Source organism: uncultured Aquimarina sp. (assembly GCF_947492965.1).
In the GTDB taxonomy this organism is placed as follows: Bacteria; Bacteroidota; Bacteroidia; order Flavobacteriales; family Flavobacteriaceae; genus Aquimarina.
In genome coordinates, this window is sequence record NZ_CANLOZ010000008.1 from 95,241 (window position 1) to 116,720 (window position 21,480).

General features: G+C 31.7%; 22 protein-coding genes. 15 read left to right on the top strand and 7 right to left on the bottom strand.

Features of this window, described 5'->3' with window-relative positions:
- Positions 1–30 precede the first annotated feature (30 nt).
- Both Q1B37_RS19190 and Q1B37_RS19195 read left to right on the top strand, forming a co-directional pair.
- Entirely contained in the window at positions 31–909 is an 879-nt protein-coding gene (locus Q1B37_RS19190; protein WP_299901395.1) for a glycosyltransferase family 2 protein, read from the top strand.
- The gene (locus tag Q1B37_RS19195) at positions 909–1,859 is read left to right on the top strand and encodes a glycosyltransferase family 2 protein (protein WP_299901398.1); all 951 of its coding nucleotides are present in this window, start codon (positions 909–911) and stop codon (positions 1,857–1,859) included. Before Q1B37_RS19190 ends, Q1B37_RS19195 begins: the two co-directional genes overlap by 1 nt.
- On the opposite strand, the gene Q1B37_RS19200 is transcribed toward Q1B37_RS19195, so the two are convergent.
- From Q1B37_RS19200 to Q1B37_RS19215, 4 genes are read right to left on the bottom strand one after another with little or no spacing between them, the layout of a single operon-like run.
- A complete protein-coding gene (locus Q1B37_RS19200; RefSeq protein WP_299610178.1) occupies positions 1,842–2,285 on the bottom strand; it encodes an FdtA/QdtA family cupin domain-containing protein in 444 nt (147 codons plus the stop codon). The genes Q1B37_RS19195 and Q1B37_RS19200 overlap by 18 nt on opposite strands.
- The gene (locus tag Q1B37_RS19205; RefSeq protein ID WP_299901401.1) at positions 2,255–3,391 is read right to left on the bottom strand and encodes a glycosyltransferase; all 1,137 of its coding nucleotides are present in this window, start codon (positions 3,389–3,391) and stop codon (positions 2,255–2,257) included. Before Q1B37_RS19205 ends, Q1B37_RS19200 begins: the two co-directional genes overlap by 31 nt.
- Positions 3,369–4,625 carry an O-antigen translocase gene (locus Q1B37_RS19210; RefSeq protein ID WP_299901404.1) on the bottom strand — a complete coding sequence of 419 codons (1,257 nt, stop codon included), beginning with the start codon at positions 4,623–4,625 and terminating at the stop codon, positions 3,369–3,371. Before Q1B37_RS19210 ends, Q1B37_RS19205 begins: the two co-directional genes overlap by 23 nt.
- A gap of 34 nt (positions 4,626–4,659) precedes the next feature.
- A complete protein-coding gene (locus Q1B37_RS19215) occupies positions 4,660–5,781 on the bottom strand; it encodes a DegT/DnrJ/EryC1/StrS aminotransferase family protein (RefSeq protein ID WP_299901406.1) in 1,122 nt (373 codons plus the stop codon).
- A 178-nt stretch (positions 5,782–5,959) separates the two neighbouring features.
- Between Q1B37_RS19215 and Q1B37_RS19220 the strand changes: the two genes are divergently transcribed.
- A complete protein-coding gene (locus Q1B37_RS19220; RefSeq protein WP_299901409.1) occupies positions 5,960–7,108 on the top strand; it encodes a glycosyltransferase in 1,149 nt (382 codons plus the stop codon).
- Between the two features lie 50 nt (positions 7,109–7,158).
- Here the strand turns inward: Q1B37_RS19220 and Q1B37_RS19225 are convergent, their stop codons facing one another.
- Complete coding sequence (locus tag Q1B37_RS19225; protein ID WP_299901412.1) at positions 7,159–8,091, bottom strand: GNAT family N-acetyltransferase; 933 nt, start codon at positions 8,089–8,091, stop codon at positions 7,159–7,161.
- 690 nt (positions 8,092–8,781) lie between these two features.
- A complete protein-coding gene (gene typA / locus Q1B37_RS19235; RefSeq protein WP_299610188.1) occupies positions 8,782–10,581 on the bottom strand; it encodes a translational GTPase TypA in 1,800 nt (599 codons plus the stop codon).
- 320 nt (positions 10,582–10,901) lie between these two features.
- Here typA and kdsA point away from each other — a divergent pair, with 320 nt between their 5' ends.
- Entirely contained in the window at positions 10,902–11,720 is an 819-nt protein-coding gene (gene kdsA, locus Q1B37_RS19240; RefSeq protein WP_299610189.1) for a 3-deoxy-8-phosphooctulonate synthase, read from the top strand.
- On the opposite strand, the gene Q1B37_RS19245 is transcribed toward kdsA, so the two are convergent.
- On the bottom strand, positions 11,707–12,069 hold the full coding sequence (locus Q1B37_RS19245) for a DUF1801 domain-containing protein (protein WP_299901415.1): 363 nt from the start codon (positions 12,067–12,069) through the stop codon (positions 11,707–11,709). The genes kdsA and Q1B37_RS19245 overlap by 14 nt on opposite strands.
- A 60-nt stretch (positions 12,070–12,129) precedes the next feature.
- On the opposite strand from Q1B37_RS19245, the gene Q1B37_RS19250 reads away from it, so the two are divergent.
- The 11 genes from Q1B37_RS19250 to Q1B37_RS19300 all read left to right on the top strand — a co-directional run bounded on the left by Q1B37_RS19250 (position 12,130) and on the right by Q1B37_RS19300 (position 21,390).
- A complete protein-coding gene (locus Q1B37_RS19250; RefSeq protein ID WP_299901418.1) occupies positions 12,130–13,614 on the top strand; it encodes a carboxypeptidase-like regulatory domain-containing protein in 1,485 nt (494 codons plus the stop codon).
- Between the two features lie 69 nt (positions 13,615–13,683).
- On the top strand, positions 13,684–14,295 hold the full coding sequence (locus Q1B37_RS19255; RefSeq protein ID WP_299901421.1) for a hypothetical protein: 612 nt from the start codon (positions 13,684–13,686) through the stop codon (positions 14,293–14,295).
- A gap of 14 nt (positions 14,296–14,309) precedes the next feature.
- A complete protein-coding gene (locus Q1B37_RS19260) occupies positions 14,310–14,822 on the top strand; it encodes a hypothetical protein (protein WP_299901424.1) in 513 nt (170 codons plus the stop codon).
- A gap of 47 nt (positions 14,823–14,869) precedes the next feature.
- Complete coding sequence (locus Q1B37_RS19265) at positions 14,870–15,163, top strand: transcriptional regulator (protein WP_299901426.1); 294 nt, start codon at positions 14,870–14,872, stop codon at positions 15,161–15,163.
- 56 nt (positions 15,164–15,219) lie between these two features.
- Complete coding sequence (locus tag Q1B37_RS19270; protein ID WP_299901429.1) at positions 15,220–15,681, top strand: hypothetical protein; 462 nt, start codon at positions 15,220–15,222, stop codon at positions 15,679–15,681.
- Positions 15,678–15,995 (top strand): hypothetical protein, encoded by a 318-nt coding sequence (locus tag Q1B37_RS19275; protein ID WP_299610199.1) that lies wholly within the window; start codon positions 15,678–15,680, stop codon positions 15,993–15,995. The genes Q1B37_RS19270 and Q1B37_RS19275 overlap by 4 nt, the downstream gene beginning before the upstream one ends.
- Positions 15,992–16,645, top strand: coding sequence for a DUF1361 domain-containing protein (locus Q1B37_RS19280; protein ID WP_299901432.1), 654 nt, complete (start codon positions 15,992–15,994; stop codon positions 16,643–16,645). The genes Q1B37_RS19275 and Q1B37_RS19280 overlap by 4 nt, the downstream gene beginning before the upstream one ends.
- A 28-nt stretch (positions 16,646–16,673) precedes the next feature.
- Positions 16,674–18,029 (top strand): cell envelope integrity protein CreD, encoded by a 1,356-nt coding sequence (gene creD / locus Q1B37_RS19285; protein ID WP_299901435.1) that lies wholly within the window; start codon positions 16,674–16,676, stop codon positions 18,027–18,029.
- A gap of 22 nt (positions 18,030–18,051) precedes the next feature.
- Positions 18,052–18,585, top strand: coding sequence for an exosortase K (xrtK, locus tag Q1B37_RS19290; protein ID WP_299901437.1), 534 nt, complete (start codon positions 18,052–18,054; stop codon positions 18,583–18,585).
- Positions 18,569–19,003 carry a hypothetical protein gene (locus tag Q1B37_RS19295; RefSeq protein ID WP_299901440.1) on the top strand — a complete coding sequence of 145 codons (435 nt, stop codon included), beginning with the start codon at positions 18,569–18,571 and terminating at the stop codon, positions 19,001–19,003. Before xrtK ends, Q1B37_RS19295 begins: the two co-directional genes overlap by 17 nt.
- Positions 19,000–21,390, top strand: a complete 2,391-nt coding sequence (locus tag Q1B37_RS19300) for an MSEP-CTERM sorting domain-containing protein (protein WP_299901443.1) — start codon at positions 19,000–19,002, stop codon at positions 21,388–21,390. The genes Q1B37_RS19295 and Q1B37_RS19300 overlap by 4 nt, the downstream gene beginning before the upstream one ends.
- Positions 21,391–21,480: the final 90 nt, after the last annotated feature.

Sequence of the window (21,480 nt, forward strand, 5' to 3'; positions counted from 1 at the left end):
TAATTATAAACTTCTAGTAAAGCATCCATAATGTTGTCAATTTTGATTCCCGTTTATAATTATAATGCGTTTACCCTCGTTCAAGAACTATATAAACAGGTTTCTGATTGTAATATTGCTTTTGAAATAATTGTACTAGATGATCATTCGAATGTTTCCTTTGAGGAAAACAATACCATTAATAAATTAGCTGGATGCACTTATCAAATATTACCCAAAAATATAGGACGTAGTGCTATTCGAAACTTACTAGCTTCAAAAGCTACTTTTGATCATCTCTTATTTATTGATGCAGGTACTTTTCCCTCTCATCATAACTTTATTAAAAAATATTTAAAGAATATCCATCATAAAGTAGTAACAGGAGGAATGACATATCTACCTAAACCTCCTGAAAAACCTTATAAACTTCGATGGGTCTATACAAAAAAACGAGAAGCTGTAATTAAAAAACAAAATGATAAAAGACCTATCGTATGTTCTTCAAATTTTCTAATTCAAAAAGAGGTATTTGATAAGGTTCTGTTTGATGAAACTCTTACAAAATATGGGTGTGAAGATGTCGTGTTCTTTGATACAATTATTCAAAAAGGTTTTACCATCAACTATATTGAAAACCCTGTGATTCATGATGCAAATGATGATACTGACACCTTTATTACTAAAACAGAATACGCTATCGAAAATTTAATCCAATTAATTAACAAGAATAAACTTACTCCTGATCGATATAAAGTATCTAGATTGTACTATTTACTTCGCAAAATACATTTAGATAAATTAGTCAAATGGGTATTTCTTACTTTTAAGGGCAGTCTTACAAGGAACTTAAAATCATCTAATCCCTCTATTTTATGTTATGATTTTTATCGTTTAGGTTATTTTTGCTTTATCAAAAACAAAAAATAGTGCCGTTTTTCTCAATCATCGTTCCTCTTTATAACAAAGCAGATAGCATTGCCGCCACATTAGATTCTGTTTTTCATCAGACATGCGATGATTATGAACTTATTATCATTAATGATGGATCCACTGATCATAGTGAAAAGATTGTACAGCAATATGCTGACAAACGGATAAAATATTATACAACTTCTAATCAAGGAGTTTCTAAAACACGAAATTTAGGAATAGAAAAAGCATCAGGCACCCTTATCGCTTTTTTAGATGCTGATGATTTTTGGTATCCAAATCATCTCGAAATACTTTCGAAACTATATCAAACCTATCCTGAGGCCGGAATATTTGCTACTTCTTATGAAAAAAGATATAGTCCCACTGCTATTTTTCCTGCTAATTTTAAAAATATAGATTCAACAGGTAAAACTTTCCAACTGGTAGAAGATTTTTTTCATTCTAATATCATCGATGCAATTATATGGACTTCGGCATGTGCTGTTCCCAAAAAAGTACTGGATAATATAGGTGTTTTTGACACTACGATCACGCATGGAGCAGGAGAAGATACTGATCTTTGGATTAGGATCGCTTTAGCACATGAAGTTGCTCTTGCTACCTTTATCACAGCTACTTATCACCTAGATGCTACCAATAGAATTTCTAAAACAGATACATTAAAAAGAAAATTTTTAGATTTCGAAAAATTTAAACAAGAAGAAATAAACAACATAAGTCTTAAGAAATATTTAGACCAAAACAGGTATGCTATATCCTTACTATATAAAGCTGCTGGAGATCACAAAACTGCTAGAAAATATAAGGATGGTATTGATCTTCGAAATTTAAGTGCCAAGCAGAAAATATTATTATACAGTCCTAAGAATCTTTATCTTTTTATAAGGTCAATTAAAAACAAAATACTTCTAAATACAGGTATTAAATTATCTGCTTTTGAATAATTTAAATTTTTCGAAATCTCTTATATAATCATCTTCCTTAAAAACTTCTGAAGCAATAACCAAACAAACAGCACCCGAAGAAAAGTTTTCTAATTCTCTCCATATGCCAGGTTTGATCAATAAACCTTTATTTGGTTTATTAAGAGTAACCTTTTTTGGGTTTGTTCCATCGTGTAAAATCACATCAAAACTACCACTGATAGCGATAAGAAATTGGTATAATTCTTTATGAGCATGACCTCCTCTAGTTGCATCACTTGGCACATCATACAAATAATACACCCTTTTAGCATCAAAAGGGATTACCTCTTTTTCTATCACTGCAATAGTACCTCTGGGATCCTTAATATTGGGGATTTCCATAATCAAACAGTCATTAACCATATTGGTTACTTTTATATTTTCGGAGGAAGTATTGCTTGCCATTGTGGTGCGATATATTCAATTTTAAACTTTGTTACACTCTTTTTTGTTCCTTCTACACATTGATTATAAAACTCTTTATCCTCTATCATTTTGTTCAGAGCATTCTTGTACGATTCTTGATCTTTAAACGGCACTAATATACCATTATCCCCTGTAACCACGATTTCAGAGGGTCCCGACTTACAGTCTACAGATACAACAGGCGTTCCCATGGCTAAAGACTCTACTAAAACCATTGGAAAACCTTCATAGTTACTAGTTAAAGTCGTAAAAAGCGCTTTTTTAATATAAGGAAATGGGTTATCAGAAAAACCCAAAAAGACGATATTTTCTTCCATCTTACACGAACGTACAAGATTTTGTATCATCTCTTTATCTGGACCATCACCCATGATATAGAGTTTTACTCCACTTTTAGGTAATACAGAAGTTGTATAGGATTGGATTAAGAATTTATAATTTTTTGATTCATCAGTAATTCTCCCATAAGATAATATATATGGCTCAGACGGAACCTTCACCTCTTCATCTGCTAAGTTATTCCAGTATTCCTCATCAAAAGCATTATAGATACATCTCCCCTTTTGAAGCTGATATTTCTTTTTAAAGTGGAGTACTGATTCTTTGGACACACCCACCAATTCATAGGAATTCTGGTATAACTTTTTTCCTAAAAAAGAACTATTAGGAAAATAACTACTAAGGTTATAATTATGTACTACGAAGATCGTATCTGTTTTCTGATACACAAATGTATTTATGAACCATTGCCTAAACCAGCTTGGTCTAGGAGCAGCATCAATGATATAATCGAAGTTGCTTTTACTGATCAGTTTTCTACTAATCACAAATTTATCCCATCTTTTGCGCAATCCCTTACGAGTAACTGTAAGTTTCTCTAGATTAACTAAATCACCTTTATAATTGTATACAATATGATCTAAAATACTCACGATTGTAATATCATACCCAATATCCGACAACATTCTGGATAGTATCGCACTGGAACGCTCTGCCCCGCCAATTCCAAGAGAAGAAACCATAATACATATCCTTATTTTACGTTCTGTCTCCATTTCTATATCAAATACTTCTATCAGGTCCAAAAAATGATTTTCTAAAAACTAGTATCAATAACAGAAAATAGAAAATATAATTGCAACAATGTGCTATCGAAGCTCCTACAAAACCATATTTATTAATTAAAAATACACTAACTACATATAAAAACGTAAGTGAAATAATTTCTGTGATGATGTAATACCAAAACATTCGCTTTGCCAGAAACTGGTATGCAATCACTAAAGAAGCTATTTTAAAAATATCACCCAATAGCTGCCAAAGGAATAATGGTTCCATCACTTCAAATTCCTGAGAAAACAAAATTTTAATTATTACATTTCTTAAAATATAAATCACTAAAAAAATAGCTACAAAAACTGGCAATATTATTTTATAAAAGCTGATCACTTCTATCCTAAAACCTTTACTCCTTTTTATCTCCGTCAATTTTGGCAATAAATAAATCGTAAGTAAGGTGGTAATAAACAACATGTATTGTGCACTTATGTTCTGTATCGCTTCCCAATAACCAGCTTCTGCCACACCTTCATTATAGATAATATGGTTTCGGATTTTTATTAAAATCGCAGGTAATGCCGTTGTTGAGATTAAGGCCATAATAGCATAAGAACTCAACTTTATAGTATATTTTGTAGACGGTTTATCGATCCCAATAAAATTTAAAAGCTCTTTGCGATATAGAATTATTGTAATAAATAATGAAACTGCAGGATTTATAATGATTGCTAAAAAAGCACCTTCTAATCTATATTTCCACACCATAAAAACGGTAATCAACAATCCAATAATACTAGCGATAATATTAATCACTATGTACACTTTATATTTGGAATTACCATTAATGATGGCGAGACATAGCATATTAACCGTATAAAAAGGTAATGCGATAGCCACTCCTTTGAATACAAATTCATATGAATATTTGGTGCCAAAAACCAGATTATTCCAAAAAAACGGATCTATATACAACCAGACAGAAAGAAAAATGGTAACCAAGAAACATAATACAAAAGAAGTAGACAACACCATCTTCAATTCTTCCTTATCATCCTTAAAATCCGCAACGTATTTTACAATTCCATTATACAAGCCTACAGTTCCGGCTGATTGAATAGAAGTAAGTACATTCCTCAAATTCCCCATTAACGCTAACCCTTCTGGTCCTAAAATAACGGCAACGATTTTTAAACTTATCATACCCGTAATCATCTTTACGGCCACACCGATAGCATTAAAAGAACTAACTTTAATTAACACGTTGTTTTTAAGCTTATGAAAATAGGAGTTCACGCTATTGGTATTGATTTAATACTTGTATGATATAATCAATTTCATGGGTTTCTAAGCTTACATTAAGAGGAATACTCACTACTTCATTATGAATTCTTTCCGTAATGGGTAAAGAAAGCCCAGAAAACTCCTGTAGTGCCCGTTGTTTATGAGGCGGAATTGGGTAATGGATATGATAACCTACTCCTGATTCTTCTAAATAGTTGCAGAAGTCCTTTCGGTTCTCTACTCGTACCACAAAAAGATGAAAAACATGGTTATTAGACTGATCCCAGAATGGAAGCTTAATTTTTTCATTTTTTATTTCGGAAAGGTAACGTTTAGCAATCGATCTTCTGCATGTATTATCCTCTTCAAGATATGTCACCTTTTCCAATAAAAAGGCTGCCTGCAATTCGTCTAATCTAGAATTTACTCCAGCGTATTCATTTCGATATTTTTCTGAAGAACCATAATTACCTATACATCTAGTAGTATAAGCTAACTCCCCATCGTTTGTAGTTATTGCACCTGCATCACCCAACGCTCCAAGGTTTTTTGCAGGATAAAAACTAAAAGCAGATGCATGAAATAAACTACCAGCTACTTTTGTGTCATCATGTTGAGCGCCATGAGCCTGGGCAGCATCATCAATTACCAATACATTATGTTGCTCTGCTATTCTTTTAATTGCTTCTATATTTGCTAACTGACCATATAAATGAGTTGGGATAATAACCTTGGTCTTACGAGTTATATGCTTTTCTAGTTGGTTTACATCTAAATTAAAGGTATACTCATCTGGTTCCACTAATACTGGAGTCAGCCCAGCATATTTAACCGACAATATCGTTGCTATAAAAGTATTAGCCGCTATAATTACCTCATCACCTATGCGCAATTTACCCAATTCGATATACGCCTTTAGTATAATAGTTAGTGCATCTAACCCATTACCAACTCCTATACAATAATCTACTCCACAGGATGTAGCAAAAGACTTCTCGAACATCTCTACATAGTTGCCTTTTATATAAATACCAGTATCTAGGAAATTCGCAAAAACATTTTTAAATTTTTCATGATAACGCTTATTGATCTTAGGTAAATCTAAAAACGGAATTGATAGTTTAGCGTTTGTCATTATCTAAAAAGTATGAAACCAATTTTATTACTTCTTAGCAAAATAATTTGGTAGGCTTTCTGTTTTTTTATTAAAGTATTAAAAATACCTTTACAGCAAAGATATTTGTTTTTATGTAAGCCCATAAAAATGGAGTATTTTTTTTAATACCTTCTTTTACAGAATGAACTAGATATAAATGAAAATATTGTTAGTTGGAGAATATAGTCGATTACACAATTCGCTAAAAGAAGGGTTGTTAAAAAATGGTCATGAAGTTACAATTATTGGTCATGGAGATTTCTTTAAAAAATACCCTATTGATATTAATATTGATGGCACTCTTATCAAGAATAATTTCTTCTTAAACAAACTTAGACATTTACTCTTTTTAATTTTTAAAATTGATCTTGCATCGGTAGAAACACTTATTAAGTTTAATAGAAATAAAGGGATCCTGAAGAATTATGACTATGTTCAATTAATTAATGAAACTCCATTTAATATTGGAAACTATTTTGAAAAGAAGTTATTAAAATTTCTTTTCGAGAATAATAATCATGTATACTTATTAGCTTGTGGTGATGACTATCGGTATATTTCTTATTCTTTAGCAGGAAAGTTTCCTTATAGCACATTAAGCCCCTTGCTAAAAAATCCAGGACTCAAAAAAGAATATAAGTATACACTTAGAGCTGTATCTAAAGAGCAAAAAAAAATACACGATTATGTATTTAAGAATATAAAAGGAGTTATTCCTGTAAGTGTAGAATACAACATGGCCTACCGAAATACTAATAAGGTATTACCCATGATTCCGAATCCGGTAAATAGTGATTTGATTAAAATGCAAGAACTAAATCTTGATAAAATCAAAATATTACATGGAATAAACAGCGCTAACTACTTAAAAAAAGGAAATCGCTATTTTGAAGAAGCACTAGAAATTATTTCGAAAAAATATAATCACAAAGTAGAAATCATCACCACAAAAGATCTACCTTATAATGAATATATCAAACATTTCTTATCTGCTCATATTATCTTAGACCAGGCACAAGCACATGATCAAGGGTATAATGCGCTAGAAGCTATGGCAATGGGAAAAGTTGTTTTTACCGGTGCTGGAGAAGATTTTAGAAAGCACTACGATTTAAAAAACAAAATCGTAGCTATCGACACATCTCCAGACAGTGCTAAAATTGCTAAAAACCTTGAAGAACTAATCCTCAATCCAGAAAAAATTATTGAAATAGGTAAAAACGCAAGGAAATTTATTGAAGAAGAGCATCACTATAAGGAGATAGCGAAGAGATATGTTGATGTTTGGAAAGAATATAGCAGTTAATATCAATACATCTATAGACAAACAAAAGCTACTTCTAGAGTAAGTTATATTTAAAGACTAAGTCGATAAAAATCTTGCGTATAAATTTCGCAACCTAACTCTTCTTTTTGCTTTAATAATCCGTAGTTATTATCAGTTACAGTACCCATATCAAAAAAGCGATAGCCTTCATTTTTATACTTTTCTATCAATGAAATAAAAAGAAAATCTAAAGCTCTATGTGTCTCTCCTTTATCCGTAACTGCTCCGTACTGAGATTTCACCACTTCTTTGGTTTTAAAAATGGTTATTCCTGCTAATACTTCATTATCCAAAAGAATGACAAATTGCTGTATAGCTTTTGGAAAATTACGTTTAAGCAAATGAATCTCTTCTATGGCATGAACAGGTTTTGTACCATGCTTTTCTTTCAACCTTGGTTTTAATACCTGATCCCAAAAAACAGAAAAATCGTCTTCTTCTCTTATTTCAAAACCTAATTCAGCTCTTTTCTTATAGTTCTTTAATTTACTTTTATGTATGGTGAAAGGTCTGTGATAATCTATCGCAAGATTTAAATCTCTTCGATAAGGTTTAGCTCCTAATTCTGAAAGAAAGAAAAGAAATTCATTAGATGGTTGTTGATGATAAAATAAAGGGATGGATTTCACATATAGATCTGTTATATCATGTAATCGTAAAAAATCTATGATATGATGCACCATATTCTTTACTCTTTCTCCTCCTATTCTTTTTTTCAAAATTAGACCTCCATATGTCAGCCCCAAATGAGAATATACTTCTGTACCTTTTACATTTGCAGGAAGTACTCCTATCAACTTGTCCTGATCAAAAACCAGTAAAGAAAAATCCTGAAACCGATCCGAATGATACTCCATAAAATCTCTTTTAAAAAGAAATGTACCATTCTTTGCAGTATCAATAAAACTATTCCAGATTGAATAATGGTCTTTATGATATCTCTTAATTACGTAGGTAGACAAATTGTATATTTTGAAAGTTGAAACGAATATTAAGTGTTTTACCAATCACTTCCCACTATTGAGCATAGGATTCAAAAATCTTCATAATAAAACGAAGCAATCATAAATGTTCTCAATTTTAAAACTTATTTATGATAAAATAACAACTAAAACGTTAAAATGTGAAAATAGTTAATTTGTTTGAGTATCCGGAATATTAGTTTTACTTTTAGCATAAGTGATCGTGAGTTACGATTCTTTTCTTATAAAAAGGTAATACATATTTATACCAGCTATCGCCGTATTGGTTATGATAATAGGCAAAGACCAGTTGAGTAAGACCCCATAAATTACAAAAGCCACACACCCCACAGTATTTATAAGACGGAGTTTTCTGATATTTCGCATTAAAAATGATATCAATACCATAAATGATGCAAAATACCCAATAAGTTCAATGATAAAATTTTGATCTGAAATCATAGTTAAATGTATTTATTTATAAAACCTGTTGTACCTTTTTTTTAAAGGCTTTTTACAAGTTTTTAATCCATAGCAGTATATACTTTTGTTGACCGACAAAAATGACTTAAACCAATTCATCTCCCTATAATTGAATTGATCCCAAAACCACAATTATCCCAATTTTCGACAAAAAATCCCGAGGCAACTCGGGATTTTTTATTATTTATAACAAAGATAAATACCTATCTACACGATCTTATTTCTTTTACGCTCTACTTCTGTTAAGAAGATTTTTCTAAGACGTAAATGATTAGGAGTTACCTCTACATACTCGTCTTTTTGAATATATTCTAAAGCTTCCTCTAAAGAAAACTTAATAGCAGGAACAATCTTCGCTTTATCGTCTGCTCCAGCAGAACGAACGTTAGATAACTTTTTAGTTTTCGTAACATTCACGGTCATATCATCTCCTCTAGAGTTTTCTCCGATTACCTGTCCTTCGTAAATATCTTCTCCTGGATCGATAAAAAACTTTCCTCTTTCCTGTAACTTATCTATTGAATATGGTATTGCAGTTCCTTTTTCCATAGAAACTAAGGATCCATTAATACGTCCTGGAATGTCACCTTTTAAAGGTTGATATTCTTTAAAACGATGTGCCATAATTGCTTCTCCAGCAGTAGCAGTAAGCAATTGATTACGTAATCCTATGATTCCACGAGAAGGGATTAAGAATTCACAAATCATACGTTCTCCTTTGGCTTCCATGCTTAACATTTCACCTTTTCTTAAGGTTACCATCTCTACTGCCTTTCCTGATACCGTTTCAGGCAAGTCGATAGTTAACTCTTCTATAGGCTCACATTTTACACCATCAATTTCTTTGATGATAACTTGCGGTTGTCCGATTTGTAATTCGTAACCTTCACGACGCATCGTTTCTATCAAAACTGATAAATGCAGTACTCCTCTACCAAAAACCATAAACTTATCCGCACTATCCGTTTCATTTACTCTAAGTGCCAGGTTTTTCTCTAGTTCCTTTTCTAATCTTTCTTTGATATGTCTAGAAGTAACAAACTTACCATCTTTACCAAAGAATGGAGAATCATTTATGGTAAACAACATACTCATTGTTGGCTCATCGATGGCAATAGTTTCTAGTCCTTCAGGATTTTCTATATCTGCAACGGTATCTCCAATCTCAAAACCTTCTAATCCTACTAAGGCACAAATATCACCAGCTTCTACCTTCTCTACCTTTCTTCTTCCTAATCCTTCGAACGTATGGAGTTCTTTTATTTTTGACTTTTTAATGGTTCCGTCTCTTTTTACCAATGAAACCTGCATTCCTTCAGTAAGTGTTCCTCTTTGTAATCTACCGATAGCAATACGTCCCGTAAATGATGAGAAATCCAAAGATGTAATTAACATCTGTAGCGTTCCTTCTTGCACTTTTGGTGAAGGAATATGCTCCATAACCATATCTAACAATGGTTCTATATTTTCAGTTTCCTTCTGCCAATCATCACTCATCCAGTTGTTCTTAGCAGAACCGTATACCGTTGGAAAATCTAACTGCCATTCTTCTGCTCCTAATTCGAACATAAGGTCAAAAACCTTTTCATGAACCTCATCAGGAGTACAGTTTTCTTTATCTACTTTATTTACAACCACACAAGGCTTCAATCCTAGATCAATTGCTTTTTGTAAAACAAAACGTGTTTGTGGCATTGGTCCTTCAAAAGCATCCACCAATAATAGCACACCATCTGCCATGTTTAATACACGCTCCACTTCTCCACCAAAATCGGCGTGACCTGGAGTATCAATGATATTGATTTTTGTTCCTTTATAGGTTACAGATACATTCTTTGAAGTAATTGTAATTCCTCTTTCACGTTCTAGATCGTTATTATCCAAAATTAAATCCCCTGTGTTCTCGTTTTCACGAAATAATTGACAGTGATACATAATCTTGTCTACCAAGGTAGTTTTACCGTGATCAACGTGTGCAATTATTGCAATGTTTTTTATAGCAGTCATATACGCCTGATTTTAAGCGTGCAAATTTACATTATATTTTAATAGTTTGTATATTAATTTTAAAATATTAAAAACACCTAAAAATCAGATACTTAAAACCTTTACCAAAGACAGGACATATTTTACAGTATTAGGAATTATAATCAGAATTTGATATTAAAATTCTTATGTTTATAACAATCCTTTAGAGATTTAATATTTCATTATTTTTCTTAATCTGTTACTTCTATTTCTTTCTCTGAGTTTCTATAATAAAGCTATTCACATAAAAGTAACAATATGAACTAAAAGATATATCTTTGCTGTTCTAAATCACAAACATGGAACTTTCTAAAATCAAAAACCTAAAAAACCTGGATGCAAATAATTTTTTCCTTCTTGCTGGGCCTTGTGCTATTGAAGGAGAAGAAATGGCGTTGCGCATTGCTGAAAAAGTAGTTGAGATTACTTCGAAGCTAAAAATACCATATGTTTTTAAGGGTTCTTTTAAGAAAGCTAATCGCAGTAGAATTGATAGTTTTACCGGAATTGGGAATGAAAAAGCATTGAAAATTTTACGCAAAGTAGGCGAGACTTTCGAAGTTCCAACGATAACAGATATTCATGAAAATGATGATGCTGCAATGGCTGCAGAGTATGTAGATATTTTGCAAATTCCAGCATTTTTAGTTAGACAGACAGATTTAGTGGTAGCAGCCGCGAAGACTGGGAAGACGGTAAACTTGAAAAAAGGACAATTTATGAGTCCTGAAGCCATGCAACACGCTGTGAAAAAAGTAAAAGATAGCGATAGTGATTTAGTGATGGTTACGGATAGAGGAACCATGTTTGGATATCAAGACATGATTGTAGATTTTAGAGGTATTCCTACGATGAAGCAATATGCAACTACAGTTTTAGATGTTACCCATTCTTTACAACAGCCAAATCAATCGAGTGGAGTTACTGGTGGTAGACCAGATATGATAGAAACAATTGCTCGTGCTGGAGTTGTTACTGGTGTAGATGGATTATTTATGGAAACACATTATGATCCAGCAAATGCTAAAAGTGATGGAGCTAATATGTTAGATTTACAGTATCTAGAAAAATTACTAAGCAATCTAGTCGCAATCAGACAAACTGTTAACTCGTTATAATTTTCTTATTTCTATGTTGGTATGCTTGCTCGAGTAATTCGATCAATATATCATTTTCTATCTCATCTGAATTTCTGTAGCGCAAGGATCTGACATACTTTCTCTTATCACTTTGCAATTTATCTAGGTGATCGGTAAAATATTGTGCAGCCCAAAAACCAATATCCAAGTATCCTTTCGTTACGTTTAAATAACAAATGGGTGCCTTTTCAACATAGTAAAAAGGAACTCTCCATTTAAATAATAATTCGGCTTCAGGAAGAGTAGACTCTACAATCACCTGAACTTGAAGTAACATCCTTTTAAATGGTTCAGGTTGATTTAAGATATATTGCTCCGCTGGTTTCAATAAAAAATAGTATTTTAGAAAGACTGTTGCATATTAGTAACCCCAAGATATCTAATCACTTTGAAACCTCAAAACATAACACTCCTATTTGTTTTTATTATCCTGTTGTTAGGGTTTGGATCCTCTAGTTCTTTCGCACAACAAAAGAAACAAGAAACTATTACTATCGAAGCTACTGTATTTGATAAGGAAACGAAAGATCCTTTGCCTTTTACAAATGTACTACTAGAAAATACTTCTATAGGAACTATTACGAATGAAGATGGAAAATTCGAATTAACTTTTAGTAAAAAATATGCTTCCTCTTCAGTCATTTTTTCATTCGTTGGTTATGAGAATAACAGTATCCCAGTAAAAAAGCTAAAATCTCCTACTCAGAAGATTTTTTTAAAATCAATCTCTACCTCATTAGATGAAATTGTGGTTACTGCGAAAAACAAATACAAGGAAATGATTAATGAAGCAATCTCTCTTATCCCCAAAAACTATGCGCAACAACCTGTCACGCTAGAAACGTATTATAGAGAGCTAACCAAAATAAATGATAATTATACCAAGTTTGCTGATGCAGCAACGGAAATTTACTATTCTGCATATGACAATAATTTTGATTACTTATTATCCAACACCAATTACAAGCAATTCAATCGTTTAGAATTTAATATAAATCAAGTTCCATTTCCAGAACCTAAGGAGTTTGTGGCTGACATGAGGGATAAAACTAAAATAATTGCTCTAAGAAAAAGCGATAACCTTCAAGATTATAAGATTATGGAACAATCAGAAGATCTAAAATCCATTGATACTACCAATTTAAAATGGTTAGAAAATAATGAGATAGGCGGAGGTCCACTGAGACTTACGGGAGCTGACAAAGTAAAACGGCAAGCAGATTTTTTTAATCCTAAGATAAATCACAAATATAAATTCACTTTATACGGAAAGAGTACTTACAATAATAAATTGGTATATATCATCTCATTTAAACCCAAGGATTCTAATGATATTGAAGCTCCCTATATCGGAGAAATAACATTAGAAGAAGAAAGTAAAGGTATCATTTCCTATAGTTACGAACTCACAAAAAAAGCAAAGAAGAAATTAAACGAACGCTTTGCTGCACAACTAAGAACACCTGAGATAGTAGAAAAAGAATCCAAAAAAGCTTTTATTACACGTATTACTAGTTTAAAGGATTTTAAAGTCTATGTTAATTTCTCTGCGTATCGTGATAAATGGTATCTAAAAAGAATTAAAGTCACTAATTCTTATGACAACAAAGGTGACTTATTCGAAAGTTATAAAGCTACCACAGAATCAGAATTAGTTGTAAACTCTATTAAAACCGAAAAGCTATCACCACCTGAAAATGAAAATATATTTAAAAATAATTTCTCTAATTCTTTGTTTACCTATCCTCTCCCCTATGATCCTAGTTTCTGGAAAGATTACAATGCTTTAATCCCTACAGCGCTGCTTGGTAAAGCATTAGAAGATTTAGAAGCAAAAGAAAGTTTGGAATCTCAGTTTCAGAATAAAAATTGATTTAATCTCAAAAAAAATTTGTGAGTATCATTTATTTATTTTTACTTTGTATTTCAAAGTACTTTTAAAATGAGCACAGAAGATTATTTAAAAGACATCACGGAGATTAAAAATATGATGAACAAATCATCACGATTTTTCTCGTTAAGTGGTTTATCAGGAATACTCGCAGGAATATATGCGATTATAGGGGCCGCCATTGCATATTATCTAGTGAGTACTAGCGGTAGAGATTACCTTATTTTGCATAGTAAAATCTTCAACTACATTTTAATTGATCTAGCGGCGATAGCTATATTGAGTATTGTTACTGCTGCGATATTAAGTAATAGAAAAGCAAGAAAAAATAACGAAACCCTATGGAATGGCACTTCCAGAAGATTACTGGCAGCCTTTTTAATTCCACTAATAACTGGTGGTATTTACATTCTGATAAAAATCTATAGTAATCACTATGGACATACAGGATCGTTGATGCTTATTTTTTATGGTTTAGCCTTGGTAAATGCTTCTAAATATACAATTGGTAATGTAAAATATTTGGGATATGTCGAAATTATATTAGGTTTGGCATGTGCCATATATCCTGGTTTTGGATTCTGGTTTTGGGTACTTGGATTTGGGGTGATGCACATTATTTACGGAAGTATGATTTATTTTCAACATGATTATTCTAATTAGTAAATAATGACATTATGATACTTGACCTAAAACAAATAACGATCAACAAACCTTATAAACTAAGAGAATCTTTTGTTGAAAATTTGAAAATATCAATAGCCATTAAACCTTTGCAATACTTATTTCAATCTAAAAGTAAAATACAACTAAAAGAATTAGCTTTACTGCCTGAAGGAACAATCGGAAATGATGTTTTTAAAATGTTGAACAGCCTTAATCTTAAGATCATACCAAAATTCGAAGAGCACGATATGAAACACATCATACTGGGATACAGCATGTCTCCAATTGATGAAATAAGAATGCAAGCTTATTTATTTGGAAATGGTAATTATAGCATATTTTGTCTTTTGTTTTTAGCATCGGGTATATTATTCCCTGAGCATTGGAAAACCTTTTATATAGATTACAAGAAAGGTAAAAAAACAGTATCCATATCAGATTTATCCTTGGAAAAGTGTAAGATGCTATTATCAAAAGATTTGAAGACTATTTATAGAAGAGAAAAGGACTATCTGAAACATTAGTCCTTACGAAACGAGTATAAAATCCTAAAGAGCTCTTGGGATACGAAATGAAAAACATAATTGGCAACATAAATAAAGCATTTGATCATCGAATTCGATTGGGTATCATGTCTATCCTAATCGTTAATGAATATGCTGATTTTAAAATGCTAAAAGAGTTATTGGGGGCTACAGATGGAAATTTAGCGAGTCACACCAAAGCATTAGAAAAAGAAGCGTATATACTAGTCGAAAAATCATTTATCGGACGTAAACCAAATACCAGATATAGTGCTACCAAAAAAGGGAGAGAAGCTTTTAAAAAACATGTAGAAGCTATTGAAAAACTACTAAAACAATAGTTATATTTTTTTACCTATTTACTTTGAATTTCAAAGTACTTTTAAAAAACAAAAAAATGAGAGCAATTTTATTGGAAACTTTATACGAATGGAGTAAGATTCCATACCAAAAATGGTTTAAAAGTGAAGAACCTTGGGATATCTCTGTCTCACAACTACTACAATTCCCCAAAGAAACTCTTGGTTTTTATTTAGGTGCATTTTTATTGAAACACGATTTTTCACCTCAACCTAAACTTGAGAATCATGATGTATTTCATGTACTTACAGCTACTGGAATTACTGTGTCTGAAGAAATTGCAATGCAATACTATCTGCTGGGTAATGGAAAAAAAAGCGCCTACCTATTTACGGTAATACTTATTGGAACTATACTCTACCCAGACAAGTTCAATTTATTTAGAAATGCTTTCAAAAAAGGTAAAAGTGCATATTCTTTTTACCAGCTGGATTTCAGGAAATTACTAGACACTCCTTTAAAAACAATACAAACCACATTTTTAATCTCTACATCATGAAAATAACACAATCCATCAATCGGAACGCACTTATGATTGCCACCTGCAGTTTCTTATTAGGCACGATCATTTTACTAATGCATATCATTATACCTTGGGATCAAATTATAGTAATCGGCCTTTTTTATGTCATAATTGCCATTGTATTAAACGGAATTACATTGATTGGTTTAATCGCTAACTCTATTATAAATTATCACAATTCAAAAGAGAATCTAACCACTATTGGGATCTTTTTACTAAACATTCCTATTACTATAGGATACTTCCTCATCGTAGCTAATAATCCATTTCCAAAAACCTTTCTAGCATGAAATATTTACAAAAACAATTACCATTCATAAAAGGATATAGTATAGCTGTTATCTTCAGCCTAAGTTTATTGTTTATTAGAGTTTCAAAATTAGATTCTATTTTTTTCCTATTCCTCATCTGGAATCTATTTTTAGCCTGCATACCGTATGCAATTACAACATTACTTAGCTTTCATGAGCTATATAAAAATAGATTCTTGCTCGCTATTGGATTCATAAGTTGGCTTGCTTTTTTACCTAATGCTCCTTATATCCTTACAGACTTACAGCATATCCGCTTGAGCACATTACATTCCGTTTGGTTCGATGTCTTGCTTATACTATCCTTTGCCATCAATGGATTGATCATAGGATTTGCTTCATTAAGAATGATGCAAAATTTCATTGGTTATCATTTTTCCAAAAAGACTGTCTCTTTCATTATCCATACTACGCTATTACTCTGCGGATTTGGAATTTATATGGGAAGAATACTTCGTTGGAACAGCTGGGACTTGTTGCAAAATCCAATGCATATACTCGGTGATATATTTAGAAGAATTATTTCTCCTATTGAACATATCAATACCTGGGCTTTTACAATAGGTTTTGGAGGTTTTTTAATTATTACCTATCACCTAATCCGCCATTATCAAAAAGAAACTATTTAAAAATATCATCATTATAAACAAGAAAACTATGGAAACTCAAAAGCAAAAAAAGTCCTTTGGACAATGGATAAAAACTTCTGTAACCATCCGTATGCTTATGGTAGGAATTCTCATTTTGGTATTACTTATTCCACTTTCCTACATTAAAAATTTAATACAAGAAAGATCGATACGACAAGAACAAACAGTTGTAAATGACATTAATCAGAAATGGGGAAATGAAGTGCTACTTTACGGGCCTGTTTTAAAAATCCCATACCAAACTCATAAAACAAAAAAAATCTGGGATGAGAAAACTAAATCTTATCTAGAAGAAGATATGATAACACTTCATAATGCATATTTTTTTCCTAATCTTCTAGACATCAAAGCTAATGTTTCTACAGACAACTTAAAACGAGGAATTTACAAATCTCCTGTATATACATCAGACATGAAAATAAAAGGTTCTTTTACCACTCCTTCATTCGAAATAAAAGATGTAGCCGAGGAAGATATTTTATGGGACAAATCCACCATCATCGTAAATTCAACTAACTTAAAAGGAATCAAAAGTAATCTTCAATTACAATTGGGACCAGAAAATTATATTTTACAATCCAAATACTCTAAAGATTCCTACACAAATACTCTTGAAACGAAGTTTTTACAAGAAAAATCTTGGCCAAAAGAGAAAACGGTAGACTTTAGTTTAGACCTAATTATCAACGGTAGCAATCAGTTAAAATTTATACCAGTAGGTAAAGAAACCAATGTCGCAATTACCTCTGATTGGGCGTCACCAAAGTTTGATGGAAATTATCTGCCTGATCCTAAAACCAAATCTATTACAGAAAAAGGTTTTAAGGCAAATTGGAAAGTACTGCAGGTTAATAGAGAGTTCGAACAAGAGTTTTTTGGAGAATTACCTTACATAAACTCCTCGGCATTTGGAGTTCAATTTATAGTTCCCGTAGATGATTATCAAAAAAGTGAACGAACTGCAAAATATGGCTATCTGGTAATAGCTTTAACCTTCTTAGTATTTTTCTTGATACAAACGATTAGTAAAATAAATATTCATCCTTTTCAGTATCTAATGATCGGATTAGCGTTAACGATGTTCTACATCTTACTTATATCCATATCAGAGCACTCTAGCTTCCTATATGCGTATCTCATAGCAGGAACCTCGGTTATACTTCTTATTTCTGTATATTCGAAAGCCATCTTAAGAAGTCTAAAATTTATGGGTTTAATATCTACTTCATTAATCGCTCTATACGCTTTTATTTTTGTAATAATTCAGCTAGAAGATTATGCATTATTGGTAGGAAGTATAGGGTTATTCTTAATTCTAGGAACTATAATGATGGTCTCCAGAAAAATTGAATGGAGTTCATAAAATCATAACTAAAAACAGTAAAATGAATATCTCTAAAAATAGCTATTATTATATATTTGGAATAGTTCTTTTCGCGCTACTAAAATTTGGATTTAAGCAATCAAATTTAGAAGATCTGACTTTTTTACTTAAACCCACAGATCTTCTTTTTAGTGCTATGGTAGGTTCTTCTTCGGAATATATTGATAACATAGGATACTATCATCAAAAACTTGATATCATCATCGATAAATCTTGTGCTGGATTTAATCTTTGGACAATTCTGTTCTTAATGCTATTGTATCTATTCCTTGAGTATTCCAAAACACACTTTATAAAAATGATTGTATTCCCTCTAATTTTATTGTTTTCTTTAGTGATCACTGTCTTTGTGAATACTGCTAGAATATTTGTTTCAATTATTTCGCAAAACAGGCTTAGTGAACTATTACACCTTCAAACTCATGTGATCCATGAAGGTTTAGGTATTCTCGTTAATCTATCATTTTTGATAGTCACTTATCTAATCACCGATACATTAATTAAAAAATATACGCACCATGCACAACTTACGTAATCCTAAATGGCTGCTAATCATAAATACACTTCCAATTGTTTTGGTATTCTTCCTTTTTTGGGGCCAGTTTAACATTGTTAAAAGTCTTCTAGAAGATTCTCATATTGCATACTGGAAAATATTTGGAAGTATACTGTTTATATTAGGACTCTTGAACTTTGCATACACACTGTTCTTGATAGTACGAAAAAGACAAGTATCTGCCATTTATGGATGGATCGCTTTATTAGTGTATATTCCCTTTATCTATCTATACGGCGAATATGCTGATCAGATAATTCCATTTTCAATACCAAGATGGATGATATCAGGGAATATTGTTCTATATCTGGGTACTTTTTTAATGCCTACCCTTTTTTATTCTTTATTGATTGTCGTTCTTCAGTTTACTCCTAAAGAAAAAAGCATAATGCATTGATAAATTTTGCGGCAGCCATTGCTATTCCAATCTGTTGGTATATTTTCTCACAAGTTATTATTCCTCTTTGGCAGCCATTCGATCATCAGTTTGGGTTCCATATTTTATTGATATTTATCATAATTGGAACCTTATTATTTCTATTCTTTATAGTACGAGGAATTTATATTCTAGCTATTAAAAAAGGAGCTGTCTGGAAAAAATATGATCTTATATGGAAAATACCCATAACAATTGTATTCCCACTTTTAGGACTTGCTATCAACAATGGTATATTATTTAATTCATATAGTATTAATGAATCAGGGATTTTTGGAAATTTCACTAATGTTTGGTTTTATATTTTAGCTATTATCAATGGAATTTTAGTATGCTTACCTACTATCAAAAATAAAACATATCAACTTTTAATATTTATAGGAAGAAGCATTACATTTTCTTACACTTTATATTTCTTTATGGTATTTCTACCTTTCCTTCCATTATCTGTTATTGCAATAGTAATTGTTGGCACTGGATTTTTAATGCTCTCCCCATTGCTTCTTTTTGTTATTCATGTACAGGAACTTGTTAAAAACTTCAATACATTAAAAAATCAAATATCCATTAAGTTATTAAGAAGTATTTCTATTCTAAGTTTTTTAGTACTTCCAACGTGCATAACGATCACTTATAAAATGGATCGATATACTTTAGAAGAAACCTTAGACTATGTATATTCTCCAGACTATACCAAAACATATTTTATCGATACGACATCCTTAAAAAAAACAATACAAACTATCAAGAAACATAAAGATGATAGAAATGGAGCTTTTCTTGAGACTCATCAAACTCCATACTTATCTTCATTTTATAATTGGATTGTTTTGGATAATCTACTCTTATCCAATCCAAAAATAGACGCAATCGAACATATCTTTTTTGGAGCACCACAAGATGAACCATGGCACGATCAACTACGAAACGATCAAGTTGCTATTTCTAACATACAAAGTAAAAGCATCTATGACAAGACTCAAAATGTATGGAAAAGCTGGGTTCATCTCGAAATAAAAAATGATAGCTCTGATCGATTTAAAGAATATGCCACCACTATAAACTTACCGAACGGTTGTTGGATCAGTGATTATTATTTGTATGTTGGAGACAGAAAAGAGATGGGAATATTAGCAGAAAAGAAATCTGCTATGTGGGTGTTTTCTCAGATAAGAAATGAAAATAAAGATCCCGGAATTTTATATTACTTAACCGGTAATAAAGTAGCTTTTAGAGTTTTTCCTTTTGCTAAAAATGAGACTCGAAAAACTGGGATAGAATTTATACATAAAGAACCAGTTACCTTACAAATTGATGGGCATATTACCACTTTAGGAAGTGAAGTACAGGAAAAAGCATATAGCACCATGGACCTCGGTAATTTGATTTACATTTCATCTAAGAGCAAAGAGAATTTGGCATCTGTAAAAAGGAAACCGTATTTTCATTTTCTTGTAGATGTTTCTGCACATAAAGAGAGGTACTTAAATAACTATAGTAATCGAATTCAAAAGTTAATTAACGAATATCCTGAAATTAGTACTCGGCTTAAAATTAGTTTTGTGAATACCTATACTTCTTCATCCGTAGGTATAGAAAACTGGAAAAAAGAGTTTTCCCAACAATCATTTGAAGGCGGGTTCTATTTAGATAGAGCTATCAAAAAAACATTGTTTGATTCGTATCAAAATCCATCAGATTCTTATCCTGTTTTTGTGGCAGTTACGGATTCAATCGAGAAAGCAGTGCTAAACAAAGATTTTTCAGATTTTAAAATTGCATTTCCAGACCATAACAGATTCTATAATCTTTCTAACAATGGGATTCTCGAACCACATTCTCTTTTAGAAAATCCAAAGAAAAAAATAGTTGATTCTGTTCCTATAACATTTGATCAAAATGTTCTTATCTACAAACATAAAGATCTTTCTACCACTTATCTGTCTAGGGATGAAACACCAAGTATTATTCTTAAAAATGGCCCTTACAATCTTAATGAAAATTCAATTTCTGAAAAAAAATGGTTTGACGGGTTAGCTATGCAAGGCATGTGGTTATCCCAAACATTATTTCCTGCACAAGGAAAAAAAGATTGGTTGCAATTGGTACGAAACAGTTTTATGTCTAAAATAATGACTCCTGTTACCTCCTATATTGTCGTAGAAAATGAAGCTCAAAAAGCCATTCTTAAAAAGAAACAAGAACAAGTACTATCAGGTAATAAAAATCTAGATATTGGAGATGATACTGCTAGAATGAGCGAACCTCATCTTCTTATCTTACTTATACTATTAGGAATGTTCATTTGGTATCGAAAACATCGTAAGTCTCATACTTATATGCACTAATTAATAGTAAACTACTTTCAGAGGATTTAAATCTTGATTTCCAAATAAAAGTCGTGCTTCGAATTTTTGAAGTGCGACTTTTTTGTCTAC

Coding starts and splice junctions, on each gene's coding strand:
- Q1B37_RS19190 (WP_299901395.1), top strand. CDS start 31: ATGTTGTCAATTTTGATTCCCGTTTATAATTATAATGCGTTTACCCTC.
- Q1B37_RS19200 (WP_299610178.1), bottom strand. CDS start 2,285: ATGGCAAGCAATACTTCCTCCGAAAATATAAAAGTAACCAATATGGTT.
- Q1B37_RS19215 (WP_299901406.1), bottom strand. CDS start 5,781: ATGACAAACGCTAAACTATCAATTCCGTTTTTAGATTTACCTAAGATC.
- Q1B37_RS19220 (WP_299901409.1), top strand. CDS start 5,960: ATGAAAATATTGTTAGTTGGAGAATATAGTCGATTACACAATTCGCTA.
- typA (WP_299610188.1), bottom strand. CDS start 10,581: ATGACTGCTATAAAAAACATTGCAATAATTGCACACGTTGATCACGGT.
- kdsA (WP_299610189.1), top strand. CDS start 10,902: ATGGAACTTTCTAAAATCAAAAACCTAAAAAACCTGGATGCAAATAAT.
- Q1B37_RS19255 (WP_299901421.1), top strand. CDS start 13,684: ATGAGCACAGAAGATTATTTAAAAGACATCACGGAGATTAAAAATATG.
- Q1B37_RS19260 (WP_299901424.1), top strand. CDS start 14,310: ATGATACTTGACCTAAAACAAATAACGATCAACAAACCTTATAAACTA.
- Q1B37_RS19265 (WP_299901426.1), top strand. CDS start 14,870: ATGAAAAACATAATTGGCAACATAAATAAAGCATTTGATCATCGAATT.
- Q1B37_RS19270 (WP_299901429.1), top strand. CDS start 15,220: ATGAGAGCAATTTTATTGGAAACTTTATACGAATGGAGTAAGATTCCA.
- Q1B37_RS19275 (WP_299610199.1), top strand. CDS start 15,678: ATGAAAATAACACAATCCATCAATCGGAACGCACTTATGATTGCCACC.
- Q1B37_RS19280 (WP_299901432.1), top strand. CDS start 15,992: ATGAAATATTTACAAAAACAATTACCATTCATAAAAGGATATAGTATA.
- creD (WP_299901435.1), top strand. CDS start 16,674: ATGGAAACTCAAAAGCAAAAAAAGTCCTTTGGACAATGGATAAAAACT.
- xrtK (WP_299901437.1), top strand. CDS start 18,052: ATGAATATCTCTAAAAATAGCTATTATTATATATTTGGAATAGTTCTT.
- Q1B37_RS19295 (WP_299901440.1), top strand. CDS start 18,569: ATGCACAACTTACGTAATCCTAAATGGCTGCTAATCATAAATACACTT.